At 69.2% G+C, this 20,806-nt stretch carries 15 protein-coding genes and 1 riboswitch; of the genes, 3 read left to right on the top strand and 12 right to left on the bottom strand.

Features of this window, described 5'->3' with window-relative positions:
- Window positions 1-83 precede the first annotated feature (83 nt).
- From OG963_RS38575 to dacB, 4 genes are all read right to left on the bottom strand, one after another.
- Window positions 84-1,847, bottom strand: a complete 1,764-nt coding sequence (locus OG963_RS38575) for an FAD-dependent monooxygenase (protein ID WP_319739439.1) — start codon at window positions 1,845-1,847, stop codon at window positions 84-86.
- 14 nt (window positions 1,848-1,861) lie between these two features.
- Entirely contained in the window at window positions 1,862-3,823 is a 1,962-nt protein-coding gene (locus OG963_RS38580) for a maleylacetate reductase and hydroxyquinol 1,2-dioxygenase domain-containing protein (RefSeq protein ID WP_093929816.1), read from the bottom strand.
- Window positions 3,824-4,054: 231 nt separating this feature from the next.
- Entirely contained in the window at window positions 4,055-4,957 is a 903-nt protein-coding gene (locus tag OG963_RS38585; protein WP_256223543.1) for an AraC family transcriptional regulator, read from the bottom strand.
- A gap of 340 nt (window positions 4,958-5,297) precedes the next feature.
- Window positions 5,298-6,920 carry a D-alanyl-D-alanine carboxypeptidase/D-alanyl-D-alanine-endopeptidase gene (dacB, locus tag OG963_RS38590; RefSeq protein ID WP_371799932.1) on the bottom strand — a complete coding sequence of 541 codons (1,623 nt, stop codon included), beginning with the start codon at window positions 6,918-6,920 and terminating at the stop codon, window positions 5,298-5,300.
- A gap of 1,592 nt (window positions 6,921-8,512) precedes the next feature.
- Window positions 8,513-8,698: riboswitch (cyclic di-AMP (ydaO/yuaA leader) on the top strand.
- 4 nt (window positions 8,699-8,702) lie between these two features.
- On the opposite strand from dacB, the gene OG963_RS38595 reads away from it, so the two are divergent.
- Window positions 8,703-9,467, top strand: coding sequence for a transglycosylase SLT domain-containing protein (locus OG963_RS38595; protein WP_030920774.1), 765 nt, complete (start codon window positions 8,703-8,705; stop codon window positions 9,465-9,467).
- 387 nt (window positions 9,468-9,854) lie between these two features.
- Window positions 9,855-11,498, top strand: a complete 1,644-nt coding sequence (locus OG963_RS38600) for a GMC oxidoreductase (RefSeq protein WP_319325697.1) — start codon at window positions 9,855-9,857, stop codon at window positions 11,496-11,498.
- A gap of 3 nt (window positions 11,499-11,501) precedes the next feature.
- Here the strand turns inward: OG963_RS38600 and OG963_RS38605 are convergent, their stop codons facing one another.
- From OG963_RS38605 to OG963_RS38615, 3 genes are all read right to left on the bottom strand, one after another.
- Window positions 11,502-11,981, bottom strand: coding sequence for a carboxymuconolactone decarboxylase family protein (locus tag OG963_RS38605; RefSeq protein ID WP_093929820.1), 480 nt, complete (start codon window positions 11,979-11,981; stop codon window positions 11,502-11,504).
- Window positions 11,978-13,057: a dihydrodipicolinate reductase gene (locus tag OG963_RS38610; RefSeq protein ID WP_093929821.1), complete on the bottom strand. Its 1,080-nt coding sequence runs from the start codon at window positions 13,055-13,057 to the stop codon at window positions 11,978-11,980. The genes OG963_RS38605 and OG963_RS38610 overlap by 4 nt, the downstream gene beginning before the upstream one ends.
- 185 nt (window positions 13,058-13,242) lie before the next feature.
- The gene (locus tag OG963_RS38615) at window positions 13,243-14,436 is read right to left on the bottom strand and encodes an MFS transporter (RefSeq protein WP_093929939.1); all 1,194 of its coding nucleotides are present in this window, start codon (window positions 14,434-14,436) and stop codon (window positions 13,243-13,245) included.
- Between the two features lie 74 nt (window positions 14,437-14,510).
- Here OG963_RS38615 and OG963_RS38620 point away from each other — a divergent pair, with 74 nt between their 5' ends.
- Complete coding sequence (locus OG963_RS38620; RefSeq protein WP_093929822.1) at window positions 14,511-15,269, top strand: DeoR/GlpR family DNA-binding transcription regulator; 759 nt, start codon at window positions 14,511-14,513, stop codon at window positions 15,267-15,269.
- A gap of 112 nt (window positions 15,270-15,381) precedes the next feature.
- Here the strand turns inward: OG963_RS38620 and OG963_RS38625 are convergent, their stop codons facing one another.
- The 5 genes from OG963_RS38625 to OG963_RS38645 form a co-directional block, all read right to left on the bottom strand.
- Window positions 15,382-15,597, bottom strand: coding sequence for a hypothetical protein (locus tag OG963_RS38625; protein ID WP_093929823.1), 216 nt, complete (start codon window positions 15,595-15,597; stop codon window positions 15,382-15,384).
- A complete protein-coding gene (locus OG963_RS38630; RefSeq protein ID WP_319325690.1) occupies window positions 15,597-15,995 on the bottom strand; it encodes a hypothetical protein in 399 nt (132 codons plus the stop codon). The genes OG963_RS38625 and OG963_RS38630 overlap by 1 nt, the downstream gene beginning before the upstream one ends.
- 56 nt (window positions 15,996-16,051) lie before the next feature.
- Entirely contained in the window at window positions 16,052-17,545 is a 1,494-nt protein-coding gene (locus tag OG963_RS38635) for a sensor histidine kinase (protein ID WP_371799933.1), read from the bottom strand.
- Entirely contained in the window at window positions 17,542-18,249 is a 708-nt protein-coding gene (locus OG963_RS38640) for a response regulator transcription factor (protein WP_093929826.1), read from the bottom strand. The genes OG963_RS38635 and OG963_RS38640 overlap by 4 nt, the downstream gene beginning before the upstream one ends.
- Before the next feature lie 201 nt (window positions 18,250-18,450).
- A complete protein-coding gene (locus OG963_RS38645) occupies window positions 18,451-20,742 on the bottom strand; it encodes an FUSC family protein (RefSeq protein WP_319739431.1) in 2,292 nt (763 codons plus the stop codon).
- Window positions 20,743-20,806 lie beyond the last annotated feature (64 nt).

Below are 20,806 nucleotides of genomic sequence, written 5' to 3' on the forward strand. Positions count from 1 at the left end.
CCGTTCGGGTCCGGGTCCGGCAGATCGCCGGACCGGCGTCAGCCTCGATTCGTGTGGTCCCTTGTGGGGCCTGTGCAGTGCCGTCAGCACTGGAGCACGGCTCTCAGTGCGCCGAGCAGCTCGGCGTAGGCCGAGGAGCCCGCCTGTGGTGCCTGGGTCGACCGCCAGGCGATGTGTCCGTCCGGGCGGACGAGCAGGCAACCCTCCTCGGCCGTCCCCGATGCCCGGCGCCACTCGCCGTAGGCGTCGCGGCTGTTCTCGGAGCCGATGCGCACGCACTTCAGCGGAATTCCCAGGGTGTCCCCGCATTCGGCCGCCGCGGCTTCCCACACGCCACCGGAAAGCCCGGTGAGCACGGTGAAGGTGCCCTTGCCGACGATGTCGAGAGTGGACAACCGGTTGCCGTCGCCGTCGACGAGCCAGGCGTGCGGCAGTTTCGCGCCGGGCCGGGTCGAGGGCTGGTGGAACAACTCCGGATCCCGTGCCCACACCTCGCCGGCGTCGCCGTCCGGGACGACCGCGGAGGAGACGTAACGCTGGTTCATCTCGACGCCGTGGGCGTTGAACTCGTAGTTCTTCAGCTGGATGGCATCTTCCAGCGCCTGCCGTCGCTCGAGGCCGTCGGCCGTCTCGCTGCGGCATGCGGCGAGGCCGCCCGCGATGTCGTCCTCCTCGCTGTACTCGTCGAGCCCGAGCGCCTGGAAGATCGGGCCGAACTGGTCACGGCTGAGGTTGGCGCGGTCGACGATCTGCTTGCCGACCGGCGCCCGCTCGGCGGTGTACGAGTCCAGCAGCCCGGGCCCGGCCTGACCACGGATGACCATGGCGAGCTTCCAGGCGAGGTTGTACGAGTCCTGGATCGAGGTGTTGGAACCGAGGCCGTTGGACGGCGGATGCCGGTGCACCGCGTCCCCGGCGCAGAAGACGCGCCCCGCCGAGTAGGTCGTGGCGTAGCTGTGGTTGACCGTCCACAGCGAGCTCGACGTGATCTCGACGGGGATCTCCCGGTCGCCGATCAGGTCGTGGACGATGTCCCGGGCGGTCGCCTCGTCCATCTCGGGCGGGGGCTGATCGATGTCGTAACCCCACACCAGCAGCCATTCGTTCCACGGCCGCACCATGCGCACCAGGCCCATGCCGATGCCGCCCATATGGGCGCCGGGACGCATCACCCAGTACAGAACGCTCGGGCGGTGGGCCACATGCCGGGAGAGATCGGCCTTGAAGGTGATGTTCATGCTGCCGGCCTTGCCGCTCTGCCCGGCGATCGGCAGCCCGATCTGCTCGGCCACACCGCTGCGGCTGCCGTCCGCACCGATCAGATAGCGGGCGCGCACGGTGAACTCGTCTCCGCGCAGCCGGTCCCGGAGCCGGGCGGTGACTCCGTCGGCGTCCTGTTCCAGGCTGAGGAACTCGGTGTCGAAACGGACCTTGGCGCCCCGCTCCGCGGCGTTCTTCACCAGGATCGGTTCCAGATAGGTCTGCGGAAGGTCGATCATCTGCACGGGGCTGGCGGCGCCGTACTCGGCCGCCGCGTGCGGGCCGGTGCCCCAGCTGCGGATCCGGCCGATCTCCTCGCCGGCCAGGGCGGTGCACAGGACGGTGTCGCCCATGAGCTCGGCGGGGCTCCCGGCCGCGGCTGCTTCGGTGTCGACGCCGAGGTCGCGCAGCACCTCCATGGTGCGCTGATTGGTGATGTGTGCGCGGGGGGTGTTGGCCAGCCAGCCGTACTTGGTGACCAGCAGGGTGCGGACGCCGTAGGTGGCCAGAAGCAGGGCCGCGGAGCCGCCGGCAGGGCCGCTGCCGACCACCAGGACGTCGGTGTCGTAGGCGTGGGTCGATTCCATGGGACTGCTCCTCGTCAGCTTGCCGGTGCGTCGGCGATGCGGGCGATGCGGAAGGTGAACTGCAGGCTGCGCCACTCCCCGTCGACGGCGCGGCCGTCCGGGGTCGGGTCGGTGCGGGGCGCGAAGTCGATGACGAGTCCTTCTTTGACGCCGAACACCGTGTCGGAGTCCAGGTAGGGGCCGCCCTTCACGAACAGCTGGGTGACCAGGCGCCGGTGGCCGGGTGCGGAGATCATGAAGTGGAGGTGGGGAGCACGGTAGGGATGACGGTTGACGGCCTGGAGCATCTGTCCCACCGGACCGTCGTCCGGGATCGGATACTCGGCCGGCAGGGTCGTCCAGAAGCGCAGCCGGCCCTCGTCGTCCGTGCGCAGACGCCCCCGCAGCACCGGGCCTTCGTGCTCGGGCAGCTGGACGTCGTAGAACCCGTCCTTGTTGGCCTGCCACACATCCACGACGGCGTCCGGCAGGGGGTGGCCCTCCGTGTCGGTGACACGGATGTCGGCCCACAGCGGAGTGCCGGCGACACCCCGCGAGATGTCGGCGCCCTGCGGGGTCTCCGGGGGGCCGTCCGTGTAGAACGGTCCGAGTACCGCCGACGGTGTGGTCTCGGGGGTGCGCGAATTGGTGAGCAGGTCGACGATGCTGGAGACGCCGAGCGTGTCGGACAGCAGCACGAACTCCTGCCGGGTGCTCGTGCAGATCTGCCCGGTGCGGGTCAGGAAGTCGACGGCGTGCTGCCACTCCGATTCGGTGACGTCGTTGCTCGTCACGAAGTGGTGCAGGTGCCGTACGAGGTCGCCGAGCAGCTGTCCGACCCGCGGATCCGGTGCGTCTGCGAAGCTCGCCACCACCTGCTCGGTCAGGCGCTCCAGGTCCGCCGTCGCCCCGAGCGCCGGGGGAACCTGCACCGCGGGAGATGCCGGACGGCGGCCCCGCCAGGCATCCTGCAGCAGGCCCTCGATGCCCTGGTACGTCAGCTCCCGGGGGTTCGGGTACGGCGTGGCGACGGCCAGCCGCGCGGCCTCCGACAGATCCGCCTGCGCCATGCCCAGCGGGCCCAGCGAGGTGGGGCCTCCCACGGAGGCGATCAGGTCGAACACCCCGCTCGGGGCGTCCGCCACGCCCAGTGCATCGGCGATCCGGTTCATGACGTCCCGGGCTGCGGGGGCGTTGTAGGCCATGGCGTGCGGCAGGATCACCGTGTGTGTCTCGGCGTGCGGCAGGCCGAACGTACCGCCCAGGGTGTGGCACAGCTTGTGGTGGAGTCCCATGCCGACGGAGGCGAGGCAGGTACCGGCCAGCCACGCGGCATGGAGAAGGTCGGCGCGTGCTCCGGTGTCGGACGGCTGGGCGACGAGAACCGGCAGGGCGCGGGCGATCCTGCCGACAGCGTCGAGGGCCATACCGTCGATCACCGGGTTCGCCTGCGGCGAGTACAAGGCCTCCACGGCGTGGGCCAAGGCGTTGACTCCGCTGGTGACCGACATGCCCACCGGCAGGTCACGGGTGAACTCGACGTCGTAGACGACGGTTTCGGGCAGAATCGTCGGCGAGGACTGCGTGATCTTGCGTCCGCCCTGCGTCTCGCCCAGCACCGGAGTGACCTCGGAGCCCGAGTATGTGGTCGGAAGGATCACCTGCGGGAGATCGGTGCGCAGCGCCAGTGCTTTGGCCAGCCCTGTCGTGGAGCCGCCGCCGACAGCCACCAGACAGTCGGCGGCGTGTTCCCGGAGTACGTCGAGCGCTCGCTCGGTCACCTCCACCGGGGTGTGCATCGCGGCACCGTCGAACTCCGCCACGATGAGGTCCCCGAGGACGTCACGTACTCGGGCGGCGGCCTCGGCCACCGCCGGGCCGGCCAGGAGCAGGACGCGGGAACAGCCGAGCCGCTCGACTTCGTCGCGGACCTGACCGACCGTTCCGGTGCCGAAGATGACCCGCGAGGGGTGGGAGGTGTGGACGAAGTTCCTCATCGCTTTCCGCCTTCGCGTGTGCCGTGGGTCCTTGGATGTCTGCCACCGAGTGTCGGGGCCGTGGACATCCGGTTTCCTGCACGTTTCGCGCGTATCTTCTGCCGGATCGGCGCGGCGCCATGGCCGTGAGGGGCCGCGGACGGGCTTGAGCCGCACCGGAAGGCGGTGCGCGGGCGCATGCGGTGGGGTGGGCAGGGGTGAATGCGGCGGCGCGGGACGCGGAATCGAAGGTCAGCAAGCCCGACGGAAGGCAGCAGGGGTCGTGCCCAGCTTGGCGCGCATCACGCGTGTCAGGTGCTCCTGATGGGAGAAGCCGCAGTGGGCGGCCAGGTCGGCGATGGGCAGCGTCGTGGTGCGCAGCAGCCGACGTGCGTGGTCCAGCCGCAGTTGGAGCAGGAACTGGTGGGGCGACTTACCCGTGCTGGCTCTGAACTGCCTGCTGAACTGGCTCGCGCTCAGACCGGTGGCCGAGGCCAGCTCGGCGACGGGCAGCGGCTCGGAGATCCGTGTCTCCATCAACTCACGTGCCGACATGAGCTGTCGGCTCGTCAGTCCTGACGACGCGCTCTCGCGGTCCACGGGTCGGCCGGCCGCGTGTGCCCGGGCGAGCCGAGCTGCGAGTGTGCCCACGAGGTGATCCACATAGGTACGGGCGGATGGCTCCCGGAGCCGCACGACGCCGTCCAGTGCCAGGACGAGTTGCTCGATCAGCGGATCGGAGCTGCCCAGCTCCTCGGCGAGTTCCACCGTCGCGCCCTCACCGTGCGCTTCCTGCAGGACCGAGTCGCTGAGATACAGGTGGACGGTGTCGAGTCCTCCTTGGAGTTCCACGTCCAGCGCGCGGCCCGCGGGGTGGAGGAAGATGCCCCCGGCCGGAATCAGCTGGGCCCGCATCGACCGGCTGATGCGACGCCGGACGGTCACCGGGCCGCCCAGGTGCAGGATCAAAAGGTGGGTGGGCGCAGCCTCGAATGTCGCGTGATACGGCTGTTCCCGCTGGGTGGAGACGTAGACGTGCTCCCAGCCCAGTCCTGAGCTGGTGCGCTCGGGGCTCACCCCTGGTCGGCGCAGGATGCCGGTGGTGTCGAGGAGTCCCAGCTCAGGCATGGTTTCGCCGGAGGTCGAAAGTCCCATGCGATTCTCCCGTGCGGTCCGCGCCGTATCACTTTTATTGAATGTTGGATCATTGTGATGTATTCCCCGCCGGGCCGCCAGCGCCTGCCCAGTGACCCGGTCGGCCCTCGGCGAGTGTCCGCCGAGTCGCGCAGGTCACCCGTCGGCGGTGGCCCGCCCGACCCGAGACCCGGCATCAGCGCCCCTGATCACCTCTCGCGTGCTGAGCCGCGTGTGCAGGCCGGCAACGGCAACAGGTGAGGGGTGGAGTGCGCCCCGCCCCTCACCTGGTCGACCTCCGGCCGGACCAGGTCGGCGCCACGCGGATCCGTGCGCTGTCCTGGAGTGCCCCGACCGTCGCTCAGCAGCTCACAGGCTTCGTCCAGGAGCACTCGAGGTCGGTACGCCCGGACTGCTCATCCCTGGCAGTGGGCGCATCGGTCGACGGCCGGTCGGACCGGGCCGCACCCTGCGGCTGCTGTGCGCCCTTCACGCTGTAGCCGGCGAGCGCCGCTCCGACCGCATCCTCGATGTCCTTGACCGAGCTCGCGACGTAGTTGTTGCTGACGAAGCTGAAGACGAGCTTCCGGCCGTCGGCGTCCGTGACATAGCCGGAGAGCCCCGACACGCCGGTCAGCGAACCGGTCTTGCCGTGCAGATTGCCCGCAGCCGAGGTCCCGCACATGCGGGAGCGCAGCGTTCCACCGGTCATCCGGTCGGACACGCAGGCGATCGGCAGGGCGTCGTACCACTCCTCGAACCACGGTTGATGGCGTGCGGCGACCAGCAGTTCGGCGAACTGCTCGGTGGACACCACGTCCATCCTCGACAGGCCGGAGCCGTCCATCTGACGCAGGTCGGAGGGGTCCAGTCCGAGGGTACGCAGGTGGTCGGCGATCGCCGACAGCCCGGCCGACCAGGTGCCGCTGCCCTTCACCTCGTATCCGATGGTCTTGACCAGCACCTCGGCATGGTTGTTGTTGGACAGCTTCAGAAACGGCGTCAGCAGGTCCTTCAGCGGCATCGACGGATGGGAGGCCAGAGTGGAGGCACCTTGCGGAACGGCCTTGCCCAGCACCGTCCCTCGGGTCACCTTCACTCCGTGTGCGGCCAGCGCGTCCGCGAAGACGGCGGCCGCGTATCCGGTGGGTTCCCAGACACTGGTCCATGACGTGGCGGGTGTGCTCTCGACGGGGATCTTGCCGCTGACCACGATGGTGTTGCTGCCGTGCGTGCGATCGACGGTGATCGCACGACTTCCACCGGCGGCGACCGTGGTGGCACGGTTGTCGATGTGGACGTAGTCGTTCGACGGGGTGACCTTCACCCTGGGCGCATCGCCGGGCGCGGAGCCCGGGGTCACCGAGAGGAGCACGGTGCCCGCGTCGTAGTCGGTGTCCGGGGCCACCGTCAGCGGAGAGATCTGCGACGAGTAATAGGCGGACTCGTCGTCGGACGCCCAGGACGCGCCGAGCCGGCTGCTGTCGAACCGGGTGTCGTCGGCGACCAGTCGGCCGGTGATCCGGCGGATTCCCGATGCGGCGACCGTGGCGGCCAGTCGGTCGTAGTCCTCGGCCAGCATCGTGGGGTCGCCGGTGCCGCGAAGATAAAGATCACCCTGGACCACGGACCCGTGGCGGGAACCGTCCGCGAGTACATCGGTGCTGTAGCGGTAGTCGGGACCGAGCAGCGCCATGGCCGCGGTCGACGTCAGAAGCTTGGTACTGGATGCGGGTACCAGACGGCCGCCGCCGTTGCGTTGATAGAGCGTCTGCCCGGTTTCGGCGTCGCTGACGACGACTCCGACCTGGGCGCCGTCCAGCCGGGTGTCGCTGAGAATGTGGTCGAGGGTCTGCGACAGGCCGGGCACCGGGGAGTCCGCCCCGGCCGGGACTCCTGAGGTGGCGGTGAGAGCCAGGCTCGCGGCGACGGCCCAGAGCAAGGCCCGATGGCGGAATCTTCGATGAATCGTTGGCATGCGCATGGAAAGAGATCATCAGGCATCTGGATCCTCGGCGGAAGGGGTACGTCGTTCGGATCTGGGGGCAACCGGGCCGGGGGGCCAAGGGTTGGCGGTGGGGTCGGAGTCGTACTCCTGTCCGCAACCGGTACGGCTTTCTGTTTGCATCGAACATGGTGGATCTGGAGGGCATCTGATCAGAGTTCAGGTGACATCGGCTGATTCAATCGATTCGGAATGGAACGTGTCCCGACTCCGTCACGAGGCGCCTGATGCGCAACGTAATTCTTGCCGGGCCGATTCGATTGCGAGGGCCGCGCAAGGTGGTGACACATCAGATGTCGATGGGTGCACGCGAGCTCATACCGACGTGCGGGGGACGACTCGACATGACGTTTCGTGCGATGAATCGGTCGAGTTGGGCAGGATTGTGGGTGGCAGGAATGGAGCGATGGAATGTTCGCCCTCGACTCCGTTGCCCCTTCTCCTCTTCCAGCGATCGCAGTATCAACGTAAGGCGACGAGCGGGGCGTTGCCCCATTTCTCCGGAGGAGGCGTGCGCACCACTGGTTCCGACGCTCAGGACGAGGCCGGATTCGCATGAGCAGCCGAGGATTTGACTGTCGTCAACGGCTGTTCCGCAAGGATGAGCAATGGGCTCGCCGCATTGCTTCGGCCTGCCGTGTGACCGATTCCTGAATCCTCCCCGAACCGGACGGGTCCGAGGGGTACTCGTTTGAAGAGGGCGAAGAGAGGGCGCGTGCGGGGCGCGCCCGCATCGCCGAGAGGCTGGAGAAGATCTATCCGGCAGCCTTCGGAGGCTACGTCGGGTTCATCCGGCCCGACCGTCTCGGCCGCCGGCTGAGCGATGGCGATCATGCCGCGTACCGTCCGGACGGCCGGTACGCGGCAAGGCGGTGGCCGGGCGACGATCGCGCGGCGAGAGCGGCACGGTGATCAGCGCCGCGGGCTCTCCATCGCCACGACTTCCCTCGTGCTGCCGGACGGTCCCGGGAGGTCGGCGGGCATCTCTGCGCACTGTGGCGGCCGCGCCGACGGCGTACGGCACCTCCTGCGCCCGCCGGGACCGCCGTTCTGCGCCCGCCGGGACCGCCGTTCTGCGCCCGCCGGGACCGCCGTTCTGCGCCCGCCGGGACCGCCGTTCTGCCTGCGCCTGCGCGCCCGGGCCGGTGGGCGACCACTGGTGCGCCGCGGCTGGCGGAGCACGTCACGCGCGCTGCGGCATCCGCTCTCACCTCACGCGGAGGACGGCTTTCCCGACGAGTCGAAGGCCCCTCACCCGCCCACCGATGTCTTAAATGTCGGAATTTTGGCAATCGAGGGGAATGGCGGCCTTTGCTGATGAATGCATGACTCGCACGACTCGAGCTCTGCCTGCCGGGCAAATCGCCCTTTTCGGGCCTAGTGGCGAGAGTCACTTTCCGGGCCCGCGGATGCGACGGCGTACCGCTCGGTTCCCTGCCACGCCAAGAAATTTGGCTTCGCGGGCGGGTGTGGAGTGCGGATAATTCCCCGACTCGATCTTGTAAATGAATTGTGATCGAAAAGTGGGGGCTTGTTCAGGTCGGAGTTTCTCGCTTACGGTCACCGTCAATCCGGATGGAACGCCTAATCCTGCCGCCATCCGGTAATCCGACCACTCACGTACGGCAGGAGCGGGGGACCCAGGTAAGCAGCCGATCCGGTTTCTGGAACGGCTAGGGGTGAAGTCGTATTCCCATACGGCCAGGCAACTCCAGCCTGAACCCGACAGCTCACCTCGTAGGCGACGGAGAGGAATGCGCCATGCCCGCAACGGGTAACCACCGTCGTCGTAAGTCCGGTTCGCTGACTCGCGGTTTCATCACCGTGACCGCGGGCGGAGCCGCTCTCGCACTTCCTGTGATCGGTGCGACCACTGCTTCGGCAGCGCCGGTGCAGTCCGTCGCCACCGTCGCAAAGACCGTGGCGCCCGCTGCGGCCCCTGCCAAGGGAATTGCCGCCGCGAAGGCCACGCCCTCCGTCTATTCCGTGATAGCCGGTGACACGCTTTACAAGATCGCCGTCGGGCACGCGGTGAGTGGCGGCTGGCAGCAGCTGTACCAGGACAATCGCGAGGTCATCGGAGCCGACCCCGCCGTGATCCACCCGGGCATGAAGCTGACCATCGGCGCCAAGGCCGCGGCGCCTGCCGAGACCAAGCCGGCCGCGAGCCCTTCCACTCCTGCCCCCGCCGGGACCGTGACGTACACGAACGACCTCGACGGCTGGATCAAGGAGTCGCTGGCCGTCATGGCGCAGCACGGCATCCCCGGCAGCTACGACGGTATCCACCGCAACATCATCCGCGAGTCGTCGGGCAACCCCAAGGCCATCAACAACTGGGACTCGAACGCCGCCAAGGGCACGCCGTCCAAGGGGCTCCTGCAGGTCATCGACCCCACGTTCAAGGCCTACCACGTGTCCGGTACGTCGATGGACATCTACGACCCGGTCGCCAACATCACGGCTGCGTGCAACTACGCCGCGGCCAAGTACGGTTCGATCGACAACGTGTTCGGGGCGTACTGACACCCGGTCGTGTTGATGCCGGTCGAGGTGTGACGGGTGGCGAGGGTCCGACAGGGCCTCGCCACCCGTTCCCGTTCTCTGCCCGATCGGGGGCATGGCCCGGTTACGACCGAAACTCCGGTGTCGTCGTGGTGATCCCGGGAGGCGCCTCCGGGGCGGGACCCGGTCTGCTTGCTCAAGACGGTCCGTGGTGTCGAAGATCGTCTGCAGGTCGTCCCGCGATGCTTCGTCGGCGGGGCGATCGCGAACTGGTGGCCGGGGCGGGCCGACTGTGCGCTGATGCATGGCGTGCCCCGGTCGGGCGCAAGTTACTCAAGGGTATGTAGTGACTTGCCACGCAAACGGCAGTAGAACCAGTTTCACTCTGTCGAGAGTGAGGCGTGTCACATGAGTGACTCTACCATGCATGATGAAGGCCCCAAGGGCGTTTCCCGTCGAAGATTCCTCACAGGAACTGGTTCTATTTTAGGCGCCGTGGCCCTCGCGGGTCACAGCACCCCGGCTCAGGCCGGGGCCGGCTCCGCAGCCGCTCCGATCGACTCCGGGGCCCATGTCCCGGCCCTCGTGATCGGCACCGGGTACGGCGGATCCGTCGCCGCTCTGCGTCTCGCCCAGTCGGGCGTCGACGTGCACATGATCGAAATGGGCATGGCCTGGGACACCGCCGGCCCGGACGGCAAGATCTTCGCCAACACGACCTCCCCGGACAGTCGGTCGTACTGGCTGCGCACCAGGACCAAGCAGCCGCTCAGCAACTTCCTCGGCTTCCCCATCGACAAGGACGTCACCCGCAGCACGGGGATCCTCGACGCCGAGGAGTTCAGCGGGATCACGGTGTACCAGGGCCGCGGCGTCGGTGGCGGCTCGCTGGTCAACGGTGGCATGGCCGTCACCCCCAAGCGGGAGAACTTCGGAGCCGTACTCCCGTCGGTGGACGCCGACGAGATGTACGGGATCTACTATCCGCGCGCCAATGCCGGCCTCGGCGTCGGCACCATCGATCCCGCCTGGTTCGAGACCGCTGCCTGCTACCAGTACGCCCGGGTCGGGCGTAAGCACGCCCAGCGTGCCGGCTTCCCGTTCGTCTTCGTGCCCACGGTGTACGACTGGGACTACATGAAGCAGGAAGAGGCCGGAACCGTACCCAGGTCGGCGCTGGCCGGCGAGATCCTGTACGGCAACAACTACGGCAAGAAGTCGCTGCAGAAGACGTACATCGACCGGATCAGGGCCACCGGCAGGGTCGTCATCTCGCCGCTGCACAAGGTCACTTCGGTCGCACCGGCGACAGGTGGCGGCTACACGGTGGTCATCGACCAGCTCGACACCCGCGGTGCCACCACGGCCACCAAGACGGTGACTGCGGACCGGGTGTTCTTCGCGGCCGGCAGCGTGGGCACCAGCAAGCTGCTGGTCAAGCTGAAGGCCACCGGCGCGCTCCCTGGACTGAACAGCGAGATCGGCAAAGGGTGGGGTGACAACGGCAACGTCATGTGCGGCCGGGCCAACCACCTGTGGGACCCGACCGGAAGCCTCCAGGCTTCCATCCCCACAGGGGGTATCGACAACTGGGCCGCCGGTGGCGCGTTCGCCGAGGTCGCCCCGCTGCCCACCGGGATCGAGACGTTCGCCTCCTTCTACCTGTCCATCACCAAGAACCCGAACCGGGCCGAGTTCGCCTGGAACGCGGCGACCGGCAAGGTCGACCTGAACTGGCAGACCGCCTGGAAGCAACCGTCCATCGACGCCGCCAGGACGATCTTCGACAGGATCAACCAGAAGGAGGGGACGATCTACCGGACCGATCTCTTCGGTACCTACAAGATCTGGGGCGACCACCTCACGTACCACCCGCTCGGGGGCGCGGTGCTGAACCGGGCCACCGACAACTACGGCCGCCTGCACGGCTACTCCGGCCTGTACGCCATCGACGGCTCGCTGATCCCCGGCAACACCAGCGTCAATCCGTTCGTCACCATCACCGCGCTCGCCGAACGGAACATCGAGAAGATCATCGCCACCGACCTGTGACGATCAACGGCCGGGCAGCGCGCACACGGTGTCGAGGCCCAGCACATGGTTGAGCCGACCGAACGCCAGCCATGATCCGATGCTCATGCTCAGCTCCACGACCTCGAGCTGGCTGTAGTGCGCGCTCATCCGGGACCAGAACGCCTCGTCGAGGTTGTGGTGATCGAGGGCGTACCGCTCGGCGTATTCGGCGGCCAACCGGGTCCGGTCGTCGAAGACGTCGGTGGTCCGCCACTGGGTCACCGCGTCGGCGAAATCCTCCTCGACCTTCACACCGTCCCGTTCGGTCCGCCAGTCGAGACAGAAGGCGCACCCGTTGATCTGGGCGATCCGCAACCGCGCGGCTTCGAACTCGCGCAGTCCCAGGGTCGTATGGGCGTACACCGCCAGCGAGAAGTTCGATGCGGCGATCCCGATCCCGGGCACCATCTCGCCCCACACGTACTCGATCGCGTCCTTGCCCTCGGGGATGTCGATGTTCACGGTTGTCTCCTTCCGAGCCTGCCGACTGCGGGGCGCAGCGGGACGTCCAGCGCGTCGTAGAGTCCTGGTTCCGCGTTCACGAGCCAGTCGATGGCGCTCACGAGCCGGCCGACCGCGGTGGCGTTCCCGCCCGCGGATCTGTTCTCGCCCTCGTCGGTGGCCTCGACCGTGACCTCGATGCGCGGGCGGCCCTCGATGATCACTCGATGCGCGCCGTCGCCGTCGGGCGGTGTCGGCCAGTCCGGTGCGCACGAGGGGTGAATGCGCGTGATGTGCTCGATGACGATGCGGGGTTCGCCGCCGACGATGCCCTGCACTTCGAACCGCACCGCGCCCTGGGTGCCGGCCTCGAACGTGCCCATGGTCCTGGTGCTCACCGTGGCATCGAGCGGGCGCCGGTCCAACGTCTCCCGGATGTCGTCGAGTTCGGCTCCCAGAGCCCTGGCCATCAGCCGTATCTGCCCGCCCCACACCATGGTCGGGACGGTCGGTGCGAGCATCAGCGGCTCGTAATCCATCGGCTGGCCCATGCCGACCAGGTACCGGACCGATTCCTCCTGCTCGTAGGTGGAGTAGTCGAAGATCTCCTGACAGCGGATCACGTCCACGGAGGTGCCGAGTCCACTGATCAGCAAGGGGAGTACGTCATTGCCCCAGCCGGGGTCGACACCGGAGACGAACAGTGAGCCGCCACCGTCCGCGATGGCGGCCAGCACCGGATCCCGCAGCTCCGGCGGGGCGCTCAGCTGGTCGTACAGGGCGTACAGCGCGGGGGTGACGACAACGGCCCCCGCCCGGATCGCCCTGTTGATGTCGGCGAGGGCGTCGTCGGGGCGGATGTCGCCGGACGCGGCGTACACCACGGCCCGGGGGCCGGTGGCCAGCACGGCACCGATGTCGTCGTCAGCCACGACCCCCAGCGGACGACCGAGCCCACCGAGCTCGCCCGCGTCACGTCCCACCTTGTCCGGGTTGTGGACGAGCACGGCCGTGAGCTCGAGCGCCGGATGTGCCTCGACAGCGCGGATCGCGGCGCGGCCGACATTGCCCGTGCCCCAGACCACCGTGGAAATCATGCGCGGAGGGTAGCGAGAGGGCCTGTCACTTCCTAGTGCCGTGACGCGACGAGTTTGCCGGGCGGGGACAAGGGAGTCGGCCGCACCGGGACGCGGCTCGGGCCGCGCCCGCTACATCGTCAGGGCGCGGGGGTGCACCGCGGCACCGGGTGTTCCGCGTACCGGGGTCGCGTGGTCGGTCCCGGTCATGCCGCCTCGGCCTGCAGACGACTGGGAGCGGCGTGCGGCGAGCGCAGTATGCGGGCTGAGCACACGGCCACGACGCAGAACCCGAGAGGCAGCAGGAACGTCAGGTTGAGCGGCATGAAGTGCGTCAGCGGTCCGATGACGGCCGGGCCGGCGAGCATGCCGAGATAGCCCAGGCCGGCGACGCGCGAGACGTTCGTTCCGGCGGCGCTCGGATCGGCGTGGCCGGCGGCGCTGAAGAGCTGGGGGATGCAGCCGGACAGCCCGGCCCCGAACACGGCCCAGCCGGCCAGGGCCAGTGGGATCCACGTGGAGAAGGTGGCCGTCGTCAGTCCGACCGCGGCCAGGGCCGCCCCGTAGCGGAGGATGGCCACCGGCCCGAAGCGCATGGCCACTCGGTCTGCCAGCAGTCGGCCGATCGTCATGGCGGTCGAGAACGCACCGTAGGCGAGAGCGGCGACGGCTGCGGAGGCGTTCAGGACATCCCGCAGATGCAGAGTGCTCCAGTCGTTGGCGACGCCTTCGCAGAGCATGAGCATCAGCGCGAGCGCGCCCAGCGCCCAGATGCGGCGGGACGGCCGGTGCGCCGGCTTCGTCACGCCGGCGGGAGCCTCCGCGGCAGGCGCGGGGGTGTGCTCGGCGGGCAGGAGCCCGCGGGCGGTGAGCGCGGCGACGGCGATACCGAGCGCGGCAACCGAGCCGAGGGTCACCGCCGGGCTCCAGCCCCAGCTGAGCGTGCGTGCGCCGAGCAGCGCGGCAAGGACGCCGCCGATGGAGAACGTGGCATGGAAGGCGGACATGACGGGGCGGCCGTAGCCCCGTTCGACCTGGATGGCGTGGGCGTTCATGCTGACGTCCAGACAGCCGTTGCCGAGTCCGAGCAGCGCAAGTGCCGCTCCCAGCGTCCACGCGTCCACGGCCAGGCCCGGCAGGATCACGGCTGCGCTGCACAGCGCCGCGCTCAGCGGTACGACGGTGCGGGCACCCCACCGATCGGTGAGCGGGCCGGTGATCCGCATCCCCACGAAGGCTCCCGCGCCGAGGAGCAGCAGCAGCCAGCCGAGCACGGCGTGACTGATGCCCACGTGGCGCTCGACGGCAGGGATGTGGACGACCCACATCCCCAGGACGAAGCCGTTCAGGGCGAAGTAGGCGGTAGTGACCAGTCGGCCGGTCCGCAGCGATCTCTCCATGTCGACGAACATAACGAACATCTATGATGTTTGAAAGATTGTATTTCGAACATCAATGGTGTTCTATTGTTGATGTGGCGAGTACGGATCGACTGAGACGGATCACCGAGGCGGTACGCGACGCGGGCAGCGCCGGCGTGGCGGAGCTGGCTGCACTGACGGGTGCGTCGGAGATGACCATCCGCCGTGACCTGGAGACCCTGGCCGAGCAGGGCGTCCTGGAGCGGTACCGCGGAGGAGCGAGGAGTCTGCTGCTGCGCGGCGACGAACCGCCCTTCGGGCTGCGGGCGACGGAGGGACTGGAGGCCAAGCGGCGCATCGCCTCCGAGGTCGCCGGGCTGATCGCCGACGGGGAGTCCGTGGTCCTCGACAGCGGCACCACCTGCCTGGAGGTGGCCCGGGCGCTGGAGCACCGGCGCCTGACGGTCATGCCGCTCTCCCTGCACGCGGTGAACGCACTGACCGGAGCGCCGGAGCTCACACTGCTGGTGCCGGGCGGCCGCCCCCGGCAGGGCGAGCTCGCGCTCACCGGCCCGCTCGCCGAGGCATCGCTGGCCGCCCTGCGTTTCGACACCGCGGTGATCGGTTGCTGCGGACTGAACGCGGCGAACGGCCTGACCGCGTACGACTTGGACGACGCCGCCACCAAGCGGGCCGCGATCGCATCGGCCCGCCGGGTCATCGCGGTCACGGACGGCGCGAAGTTCTCCCGTACCGCCCTTGCCTTTGTCGCGCCCGCCACCGCACTGCACGCCGTGGTCACCGACGAGTCCGCGCCGGAGGAAGAAGTCGACGCACTGGCCGCGGCGGGCGTGCACGTGCGGCAGGTGTGACCTGGCCACGAGCCGTACGGCACCCGCCCCCTCGCTCGGGGGACCCCGTGCGAGGCCGCACGTCCCGCAATGAACTGCCATGGCGTCCTGTGGGGGAGGCGGCGGCGCTGCGTCAGTCCTTGCCGTCCTCCGCCACCGCGGATTCCGCTGCGGCGGCGGCCGATTCCGCGGCATCCACGAGCTTCTTCATGCGGGTGACCTCTGCAGGGCCGGTGGTCACGGGACGGTCCACGCTTTCGCTGCCCTTCCTTGCGCTGCCCTGACCGCAACCGGTGGCGGCGGTGAGAATCAGGAGGGCGGCCGCGACAGCGGCGGCGCTGCGGGCCATCACTTCTCGCTCCCCTTCTTGTCGGCCTTGCACCAGGTCTTGACCGTCGCCAGGTCCTTCTGGCGCTTCTCGAGGGTGGGAACGAGGGAGCGGCGGAAGGTGAGTTTGTCGTTGAGGTAGGTCTCGATCTCGGTGTGACCGGCCGTCTTCGCGTTCTCCACTCGCTTCGCCAGCCGTGCGATGGAGCCGCGCCGCGTCGCGTCCGCGCCGAGGCGGTTCAGGGAGCGCTCAAGACGCTTTTCGATCTTCGGTACCCGCTTGCACAGCACGTGCGCTCCGTCTCCGGTCGGCGTGGCGTTCGGCGTCGCTGTTCCGCCCCCGGCCGAGGCCGTGCCTGCGGCGGCGAGCAGTGCGCCGACGGCGGTGAGAGCCAGGACAGCGGTCTTGGTGGTCCTCATGACGGTGTCTCCTCCGGAAGGGGCGCAGGTCCCATGTGCCCGCGCATGCGGAGAAGTTAGGAGCCGTCCTTGTGGAAACCTTGTGGGCGCCCGGCGGTTGTGATCAGCCAGTCCCGCTCGGCCGGCAAGGGGATGTCGGTCCGCCTGCTGTCTCGCACGGGGAGCCGGACCTCGATCCGCGTGCCCCGGCTGCCGGGGCAGTCCTGGATCCGGACGCGGCCTGTGTGCAGGGCGGTCTGTTGCGCGACCAGGGTCAGGCCGAGTCCGGAGCCTGGGCTGTCAGCACCGCGCTCGAAGCGACGGAACACGGCGTCACGCTGCGAAGGAAGGATGCCGGGGCCACGGTCGTCGATCGTCAGCACTGCTGTCGATCCCGTGGGGTGTCCGCCTGCTCGAAGGCCCAGTTCCACTCGTGCGCGTCCGTCCCCGCTCCGGCCGTGAACCAGGGCATTGGCCAGGAGGTTGTCGATGATGGTCCGCACCCCGGGCTCCCATGCGTGCACGCTCAGACGCGGCATGACCGGCACGGTGATCTCCGCCGTGGGATACCTGCGCCTGGCGTCGGCCACGGAGGCGTCGATCACTTCGGTGAGGTCCACCGGGCCGAAGGCATCGGCCTCGACCAGGTCGCCCCGTCCGAGCTCCCTGAGCATCACCAGCAGACCCAGCAGCCGCGCGTGCTCGGCCTGGAGATCTCCCAGGACCTCGTCCCGGTCCGCCGATGCGAGGTCGGGATGGTGCGCGAGGATCTCCAGGTTCGTCTGCATGCTCATCAGCGGGGTGCGCAGTTCATGGGCCGCGGCGGCGGCGAACGACCGGGCGGTCGTCAGGGCTTCCGTGGTCCGCGCGGCCTGTTCGTCGTAGCGCGCCAGCACGGTCTGCAGAGTCCGGGCCAGGTCGTCCACCTCGATGACCCCGGTCCGTGTGTGGTCGAGCCTCGCCGCGTCCACCCTCGGATCGAGGCCGCTGGTGCGCTGTTGCAGTCGGCGCAGCGGGCGGCCGGCCCGTGAGGCGACAGCCAACGCCATCAGACCGGACGTCACGGCTGCCAGCAGCGCCACGGTCACCACGCGTCGGCGTACGAGAGCCAGTTGGTCCTTGCTCGCGGTGTCGGGGGAGAACAGCCACAGTGTGCCCCGGACGCCGGGGCGCGAGCCCTGCACACGGACCGACAGCACCCGCCAGCTCCTGGCCCCGTCCTCGACGGTGACCGGCGTCCGTGCACGGGTCGGCAGGGGCACGGAGGCGTCGGGCTGCGGGCCGCCCGAAACGGTGCCGTGCGGTCCTGTCAGCCGGATGCCGACATCCAGACCGGAGGCGTACAACTGCCGCTCACGGGCCTGCTCGACCGCTGCGGGACGGTCGGCAGCGGTGACCCGCAACAGTTGGCGGGCGTTCACGGCGGCTGCGTCGGCGCGCTCTCGTAGATGAGCGTCCTGCTCGGCGTGCAGGTCATGGGCGACCAGCAGGAGCAACAGCCATCCCGCCGCCAGCACCAGCACCGGCACGGTGGCACCGACGGCGAGCGCAATGCGCGTGGCCAGCTTCACGCGTTCCCACCCCCGCTGTCCGGGCGCAGGACGAAACCGACTCCCCGCACGGTATGGATGATCCGCGCCCGGCCGCCGTTCTCGAGCTTGCGCCGCAGATAGCTGACGAAGGTGTCGACGGCATCTGTACGCACCTCGACGTCGTAGCCCCAGACACGCTCCAGCAACTGGTCCCGGGTGAGTACGATCCCCGCATTGCGCGCGAGGACCTCCAGCAGCTCGAACTCGCGCCGGGTCAGTGCCAGCAGCTCGCTGTCCAACCATGCCTCACGGGAGGCCGGTTCCAGCACCAGACGGCCGACGCGGACCGTGTCCGTGTTCCTGGGCGGCCGCCGGCGTAGCAGAGCATCCAGCCGCAGTACCAACTCCTGCAGCGAGAAGGGCTTGATCAGGTAGTCGTCGCCACCCGCCTGCAGCCCGGCGATGCGGTCCGCCGTCTCGTCCAGCGCCGACAGCATCAGCACGGGCAGGTCGTTGCCGTCCTCGCGCAGGGCCCGGCACACCTGGATTCCGTCGAGATCGGGCATGGAAATGTCGAGGACGACCACATCGGTCCGTTCCCGGCGCACATGGGCCAGAGCGGGCCGCCCTCCTCCGGCAAGGACTACCGCGAATCCGGCCAGCCGCAGTCCCCTCTCCAACGAACGCCGGATCGCCGGGTCGTCGTCCACCACCAGCACCTGTCCGCGACCGACGCCATTCATCCGGCCCTCCCTCTGGCGGTCCCTGCACCGGAGCGGTGCACACCTCGCCGTGACTACCGGGACAATGCCAGAGATGTGTCCCGCCCATCCCTGGATGCCTGATCGAGGATGCGCGAGGGAGCGGTTGTCCGTGCGGCCACTGCATGACTGCGGCGAGCGGGCGGCCTGCTCGGAAGGGCAGTTGGAGTGGGCTGTCCTGAGTCAGGACGGACTGCCCGGCCTCGCCGCCGCTGCCAGTGCCGGCTGGAGGCGGCGGGCGGCGTTGAGGTGGTCGGCCGTCCAGATGATGCGTACGGCCGTGGCCGCGGCCGGCCCGTTCTCGTCACGCAGGTCGTGGCGGAGGGAGTGGACCAGGCGAGCCTCGGCGGCAGGACTGCGCGGCAGCGGATCCGGGAGCGAGGTGTTGCGGCCGAGGCCGGCCGCCAGGTCGCGGTACCAGCCGGACACCCGACCCGCGATGTCCAGCAGTACGAGGCGGGCTTCGGTCCGGTCCGCTTCGGTGCGCTGTTCGCTGCCGCGTTGCCACAGCCCGAGCACGGCGTCGGCGGCGAGGCGCAGTCCGACGACGCCGGTGACCAGAGCGGTCATGTCCGCCAGCGGCACATGTTTCGGACCGCGTTCGGCGAGGTAGCTGCGGAAGGCGTCGTCGAGTCTTCGGGCGGAAGCCGCCGCCTGGCGTCTCTCCTGCAGCGGGGCGTCGGCCGGTGCAGGCCCGGAATTGCAGCGGCTGACCGCGTAGTCCACCGCCCCGGCCAGATACCGGGCGCTGTCCGTGTACGCCTCGGCGAGGGCCTGGTTGACGGCTGCGGCAGCGCCGCGCGGCCAGAAGAACAGACCCACCAGGACGCTTACCGCACAGCCGATGCCGATTTCCTGGATCCGCAGCAGCGCGATGTGCCAGTCCGGGTTCTGGTCGATGTTGAACATGATCACCAGGGTGATGGTGAAAGCCGCCTGGCCGGCCGCGAAGGAAATGGCTGAGGGGGCGATGCCGGCGATCAGTACGGCGAGCGGCAGCAGCAACCAGAGCAGGGTGCCGTGGTGGCCGATGAGATGCAGCAGTCCGGCCCCGATGAGCGAACCCGCGATCGTGCCGCCCAACGCGCGGACCGCGTTCTGCCCGGTGTTGAGCGCGTTCGAACGCAGCACGGAGAGGGTCCCCACAAGTACCCAGAACGAATGCTGAACGCTCGTCAGGTCGGCGAGGGCGACCGCGATGCCCAGGCCGACCGCTCCCCGGAGGCTGTTGTGCAGCCAGACCGAGTTCGGTCGGAGATGCGCGGCTGCCCGCTCGCGGGCCGAGGCCAGTGGTCGAGCCAGGGCGCCGGGCTCGCGGCCGAGCAGCCGATCCGGCCAGCTGCGTCGTTCGGCCGCCGCTGCCAGGTCCACGTTTCTTGCGATCTGGATGGTTGCGAAACCCAGTTCCTGGGCCCGGAATGACAGGTCCAGGGTTGCGATGAAGGCGCGGGGCTCCCACTTCGCGCCGGACCCGGGCAGGTTCATGGGCAGTCGGGTGGTCGCGCTGCGTTCCATGGCGGTCATGGCCTCGCGCAGGTCGCCGGAGGCGGTTCGGAGCGCGTCGGGTGCGCCGTACGGTACGTCGAGCAGGTCGGCCGCCTGGTCGAGCACCGCGGCGGCACCCTGTCGAACGGCGTGTGCCTCGGGATCGCAGGTCGGGCGACCGCTGTGCGGGGGACTGCTCTCGGCCACGATGGTGCTCAGCCAGGTGAGTTCGTCGACCAGGCGGACCAGGGCGCGGGAGCTGGTGGACAGCCCGGTGGGCCGATAGGGGGTGGCGTCGAAGGCGGTACGGAGATCGGCTGCCGCTGCGACGGCCTGATCGGCGGTGTCCTTGCACCGCCGGACCCCCGCTTCGTCAGGCTCTCCGGCCGGCCGGTCGGCGTCGGCGCGTAGTTGTGCCGCGGCGGTCCGGCAGACCCGGGCGGCGTGCGGACCGAGCGGATCGGTGGCGGGCCGGGGCCACAGGAGGGAGATCGCGAGCATGGCGCCGACCGCCGCAAGGCCCGCTCCGGCGAGTCGCTCGGGCAGCTGGGACAGTGGTGCGGGTGTGGCCACCGGCAGGACGAAGGCCAACAGCAGAGCGGTCGTCGCCTCCGCGAGGACGGAGCTGACCACGCCGGAGAAGAGCACCAGGAAGCCGACCACGACGGTGGTGACGACCGCGAGCCAGGTCCTGTCGGCCACGAGCGTGCTGAGGCAGATGAGCACCACCCACGCCATCGTGAGACCCAGGTGAGCGCGCAGCCGCTGCACCATCGGGCCGGTGAACTCCACCAGCAGCAGCATCGAGAACGTGCCGAAGGCTGCGAAGGTCGCCATCGTCGGCGAGTGGAGCACCTGACTGCAGAAGGCGAACAGCGTCGGCATCACCAGTGCAGTGCGTGCGGCTCTGCGGGTGGCGGCCAACTCCGGATCGTGGGTACGCAACCATGCGAGGGGCTGCCCGCGCCGGATGTGGCCAGGTGCCTGCATTCGCTCGCACACCTCCTGTCGCGGGGTGCCCGCGTATCCCGTCGATCGAGAGTATCCGTCCGGC

The sequence above is a fragment of the Streptomyces sp. NBC_01707 genome, from assembly GCF_041438805.1.
Lineage (GTDB): Bacteria > Actinomycetota > Actinomycetes > Streptomycetales > Streptomycetaceae > Streptomyces.

Bases quoted from the DNA above. Each gene is read 5' to 3' on its own strand.
- OG963_RS38575 (WP_319739439.1), bottom strand. From the start codon at position 1,847: ATGGAATCGACCCACGCCTACGACACCGACGTCCTGGTGGTCGGCAGC.
- OG963_RS38580 (WP_093929816.1), bottom strand. From the start codon at position 3,823: ATGAGGAACTTCGTCCACACCTCCCACCCCTCGCGGGTCATCTTCGGC.
- OG963_RS38585 (WP_256223543.1), bottom strand. From the start codon at position 4,957: ATGGGACTTTCGACCTCCGGCGAAACCATGCCTGAGCTGGGACTCCTC.
- dacB (WP_371799932.1), bottom strand. From the start codon at position 6,920: ATGCGCATGCCAACGATTCATCGAAGATTCCGCCATCGGGCCTTGCTC.
- OG963_RS38595 (WP_030920774.1), top strand. From the start codon at position 8,703: ATGCCCGCAACGGGTAACCACCGTCGTCGTAAGTCCGGTTCGCTGACT.
- OG963_RS38600 (WP_319325697.1), top strand. From the start codon at position 9,855: ATGAGTGACTCTACCATGCATGATGAAGGCCCCAAGGGCGTTTCCCGT.
- OG963_RS38610 (WP_093929821.1), bottom strand. From the start codon at position 13,057: ATGATTTCCACGGTGGTCTGGGGCACGGGCAATGTCGGCCGCGCCGCG.
- OG963_RS38615 (WP_093929939.1), bottom strand. From the start codon at position 14,436: ATGGAGAGATCGCTGCGGACCGGCCGACTGGTCACTACCGCCTACTTC.
- OG963_RS38625 (WP_093929823.1), bottom strand. From the start codon at position 15,597: ATGGCCCGCAGCGCCGCCGCTGTCGCGGCCGCCCTCCTGATTCTCACC.
- OG963_RS38630 (WP_319325690.1), bottom strand. From the start codon at position 15,995: ATGAGGACCACCAAGACCGCTGTCCTGGCTCTCACCGCCGTCGGCGCA.
- OG963_RS38640 (WP_093929826.1), bottom strand. From the start codon at position 18,249: ATGAATGGCGTCGGTCGCGGACAGGTGCTGGTGGTGGACGACGACCCG.
- OG963_RS38645 (WP_319739431.1), bottom strand. From the start codon at position 20,742: ATGCAGGCACCTGGCCACATCCGGCGCGGGCAGCCCCTCGCATGGTTG.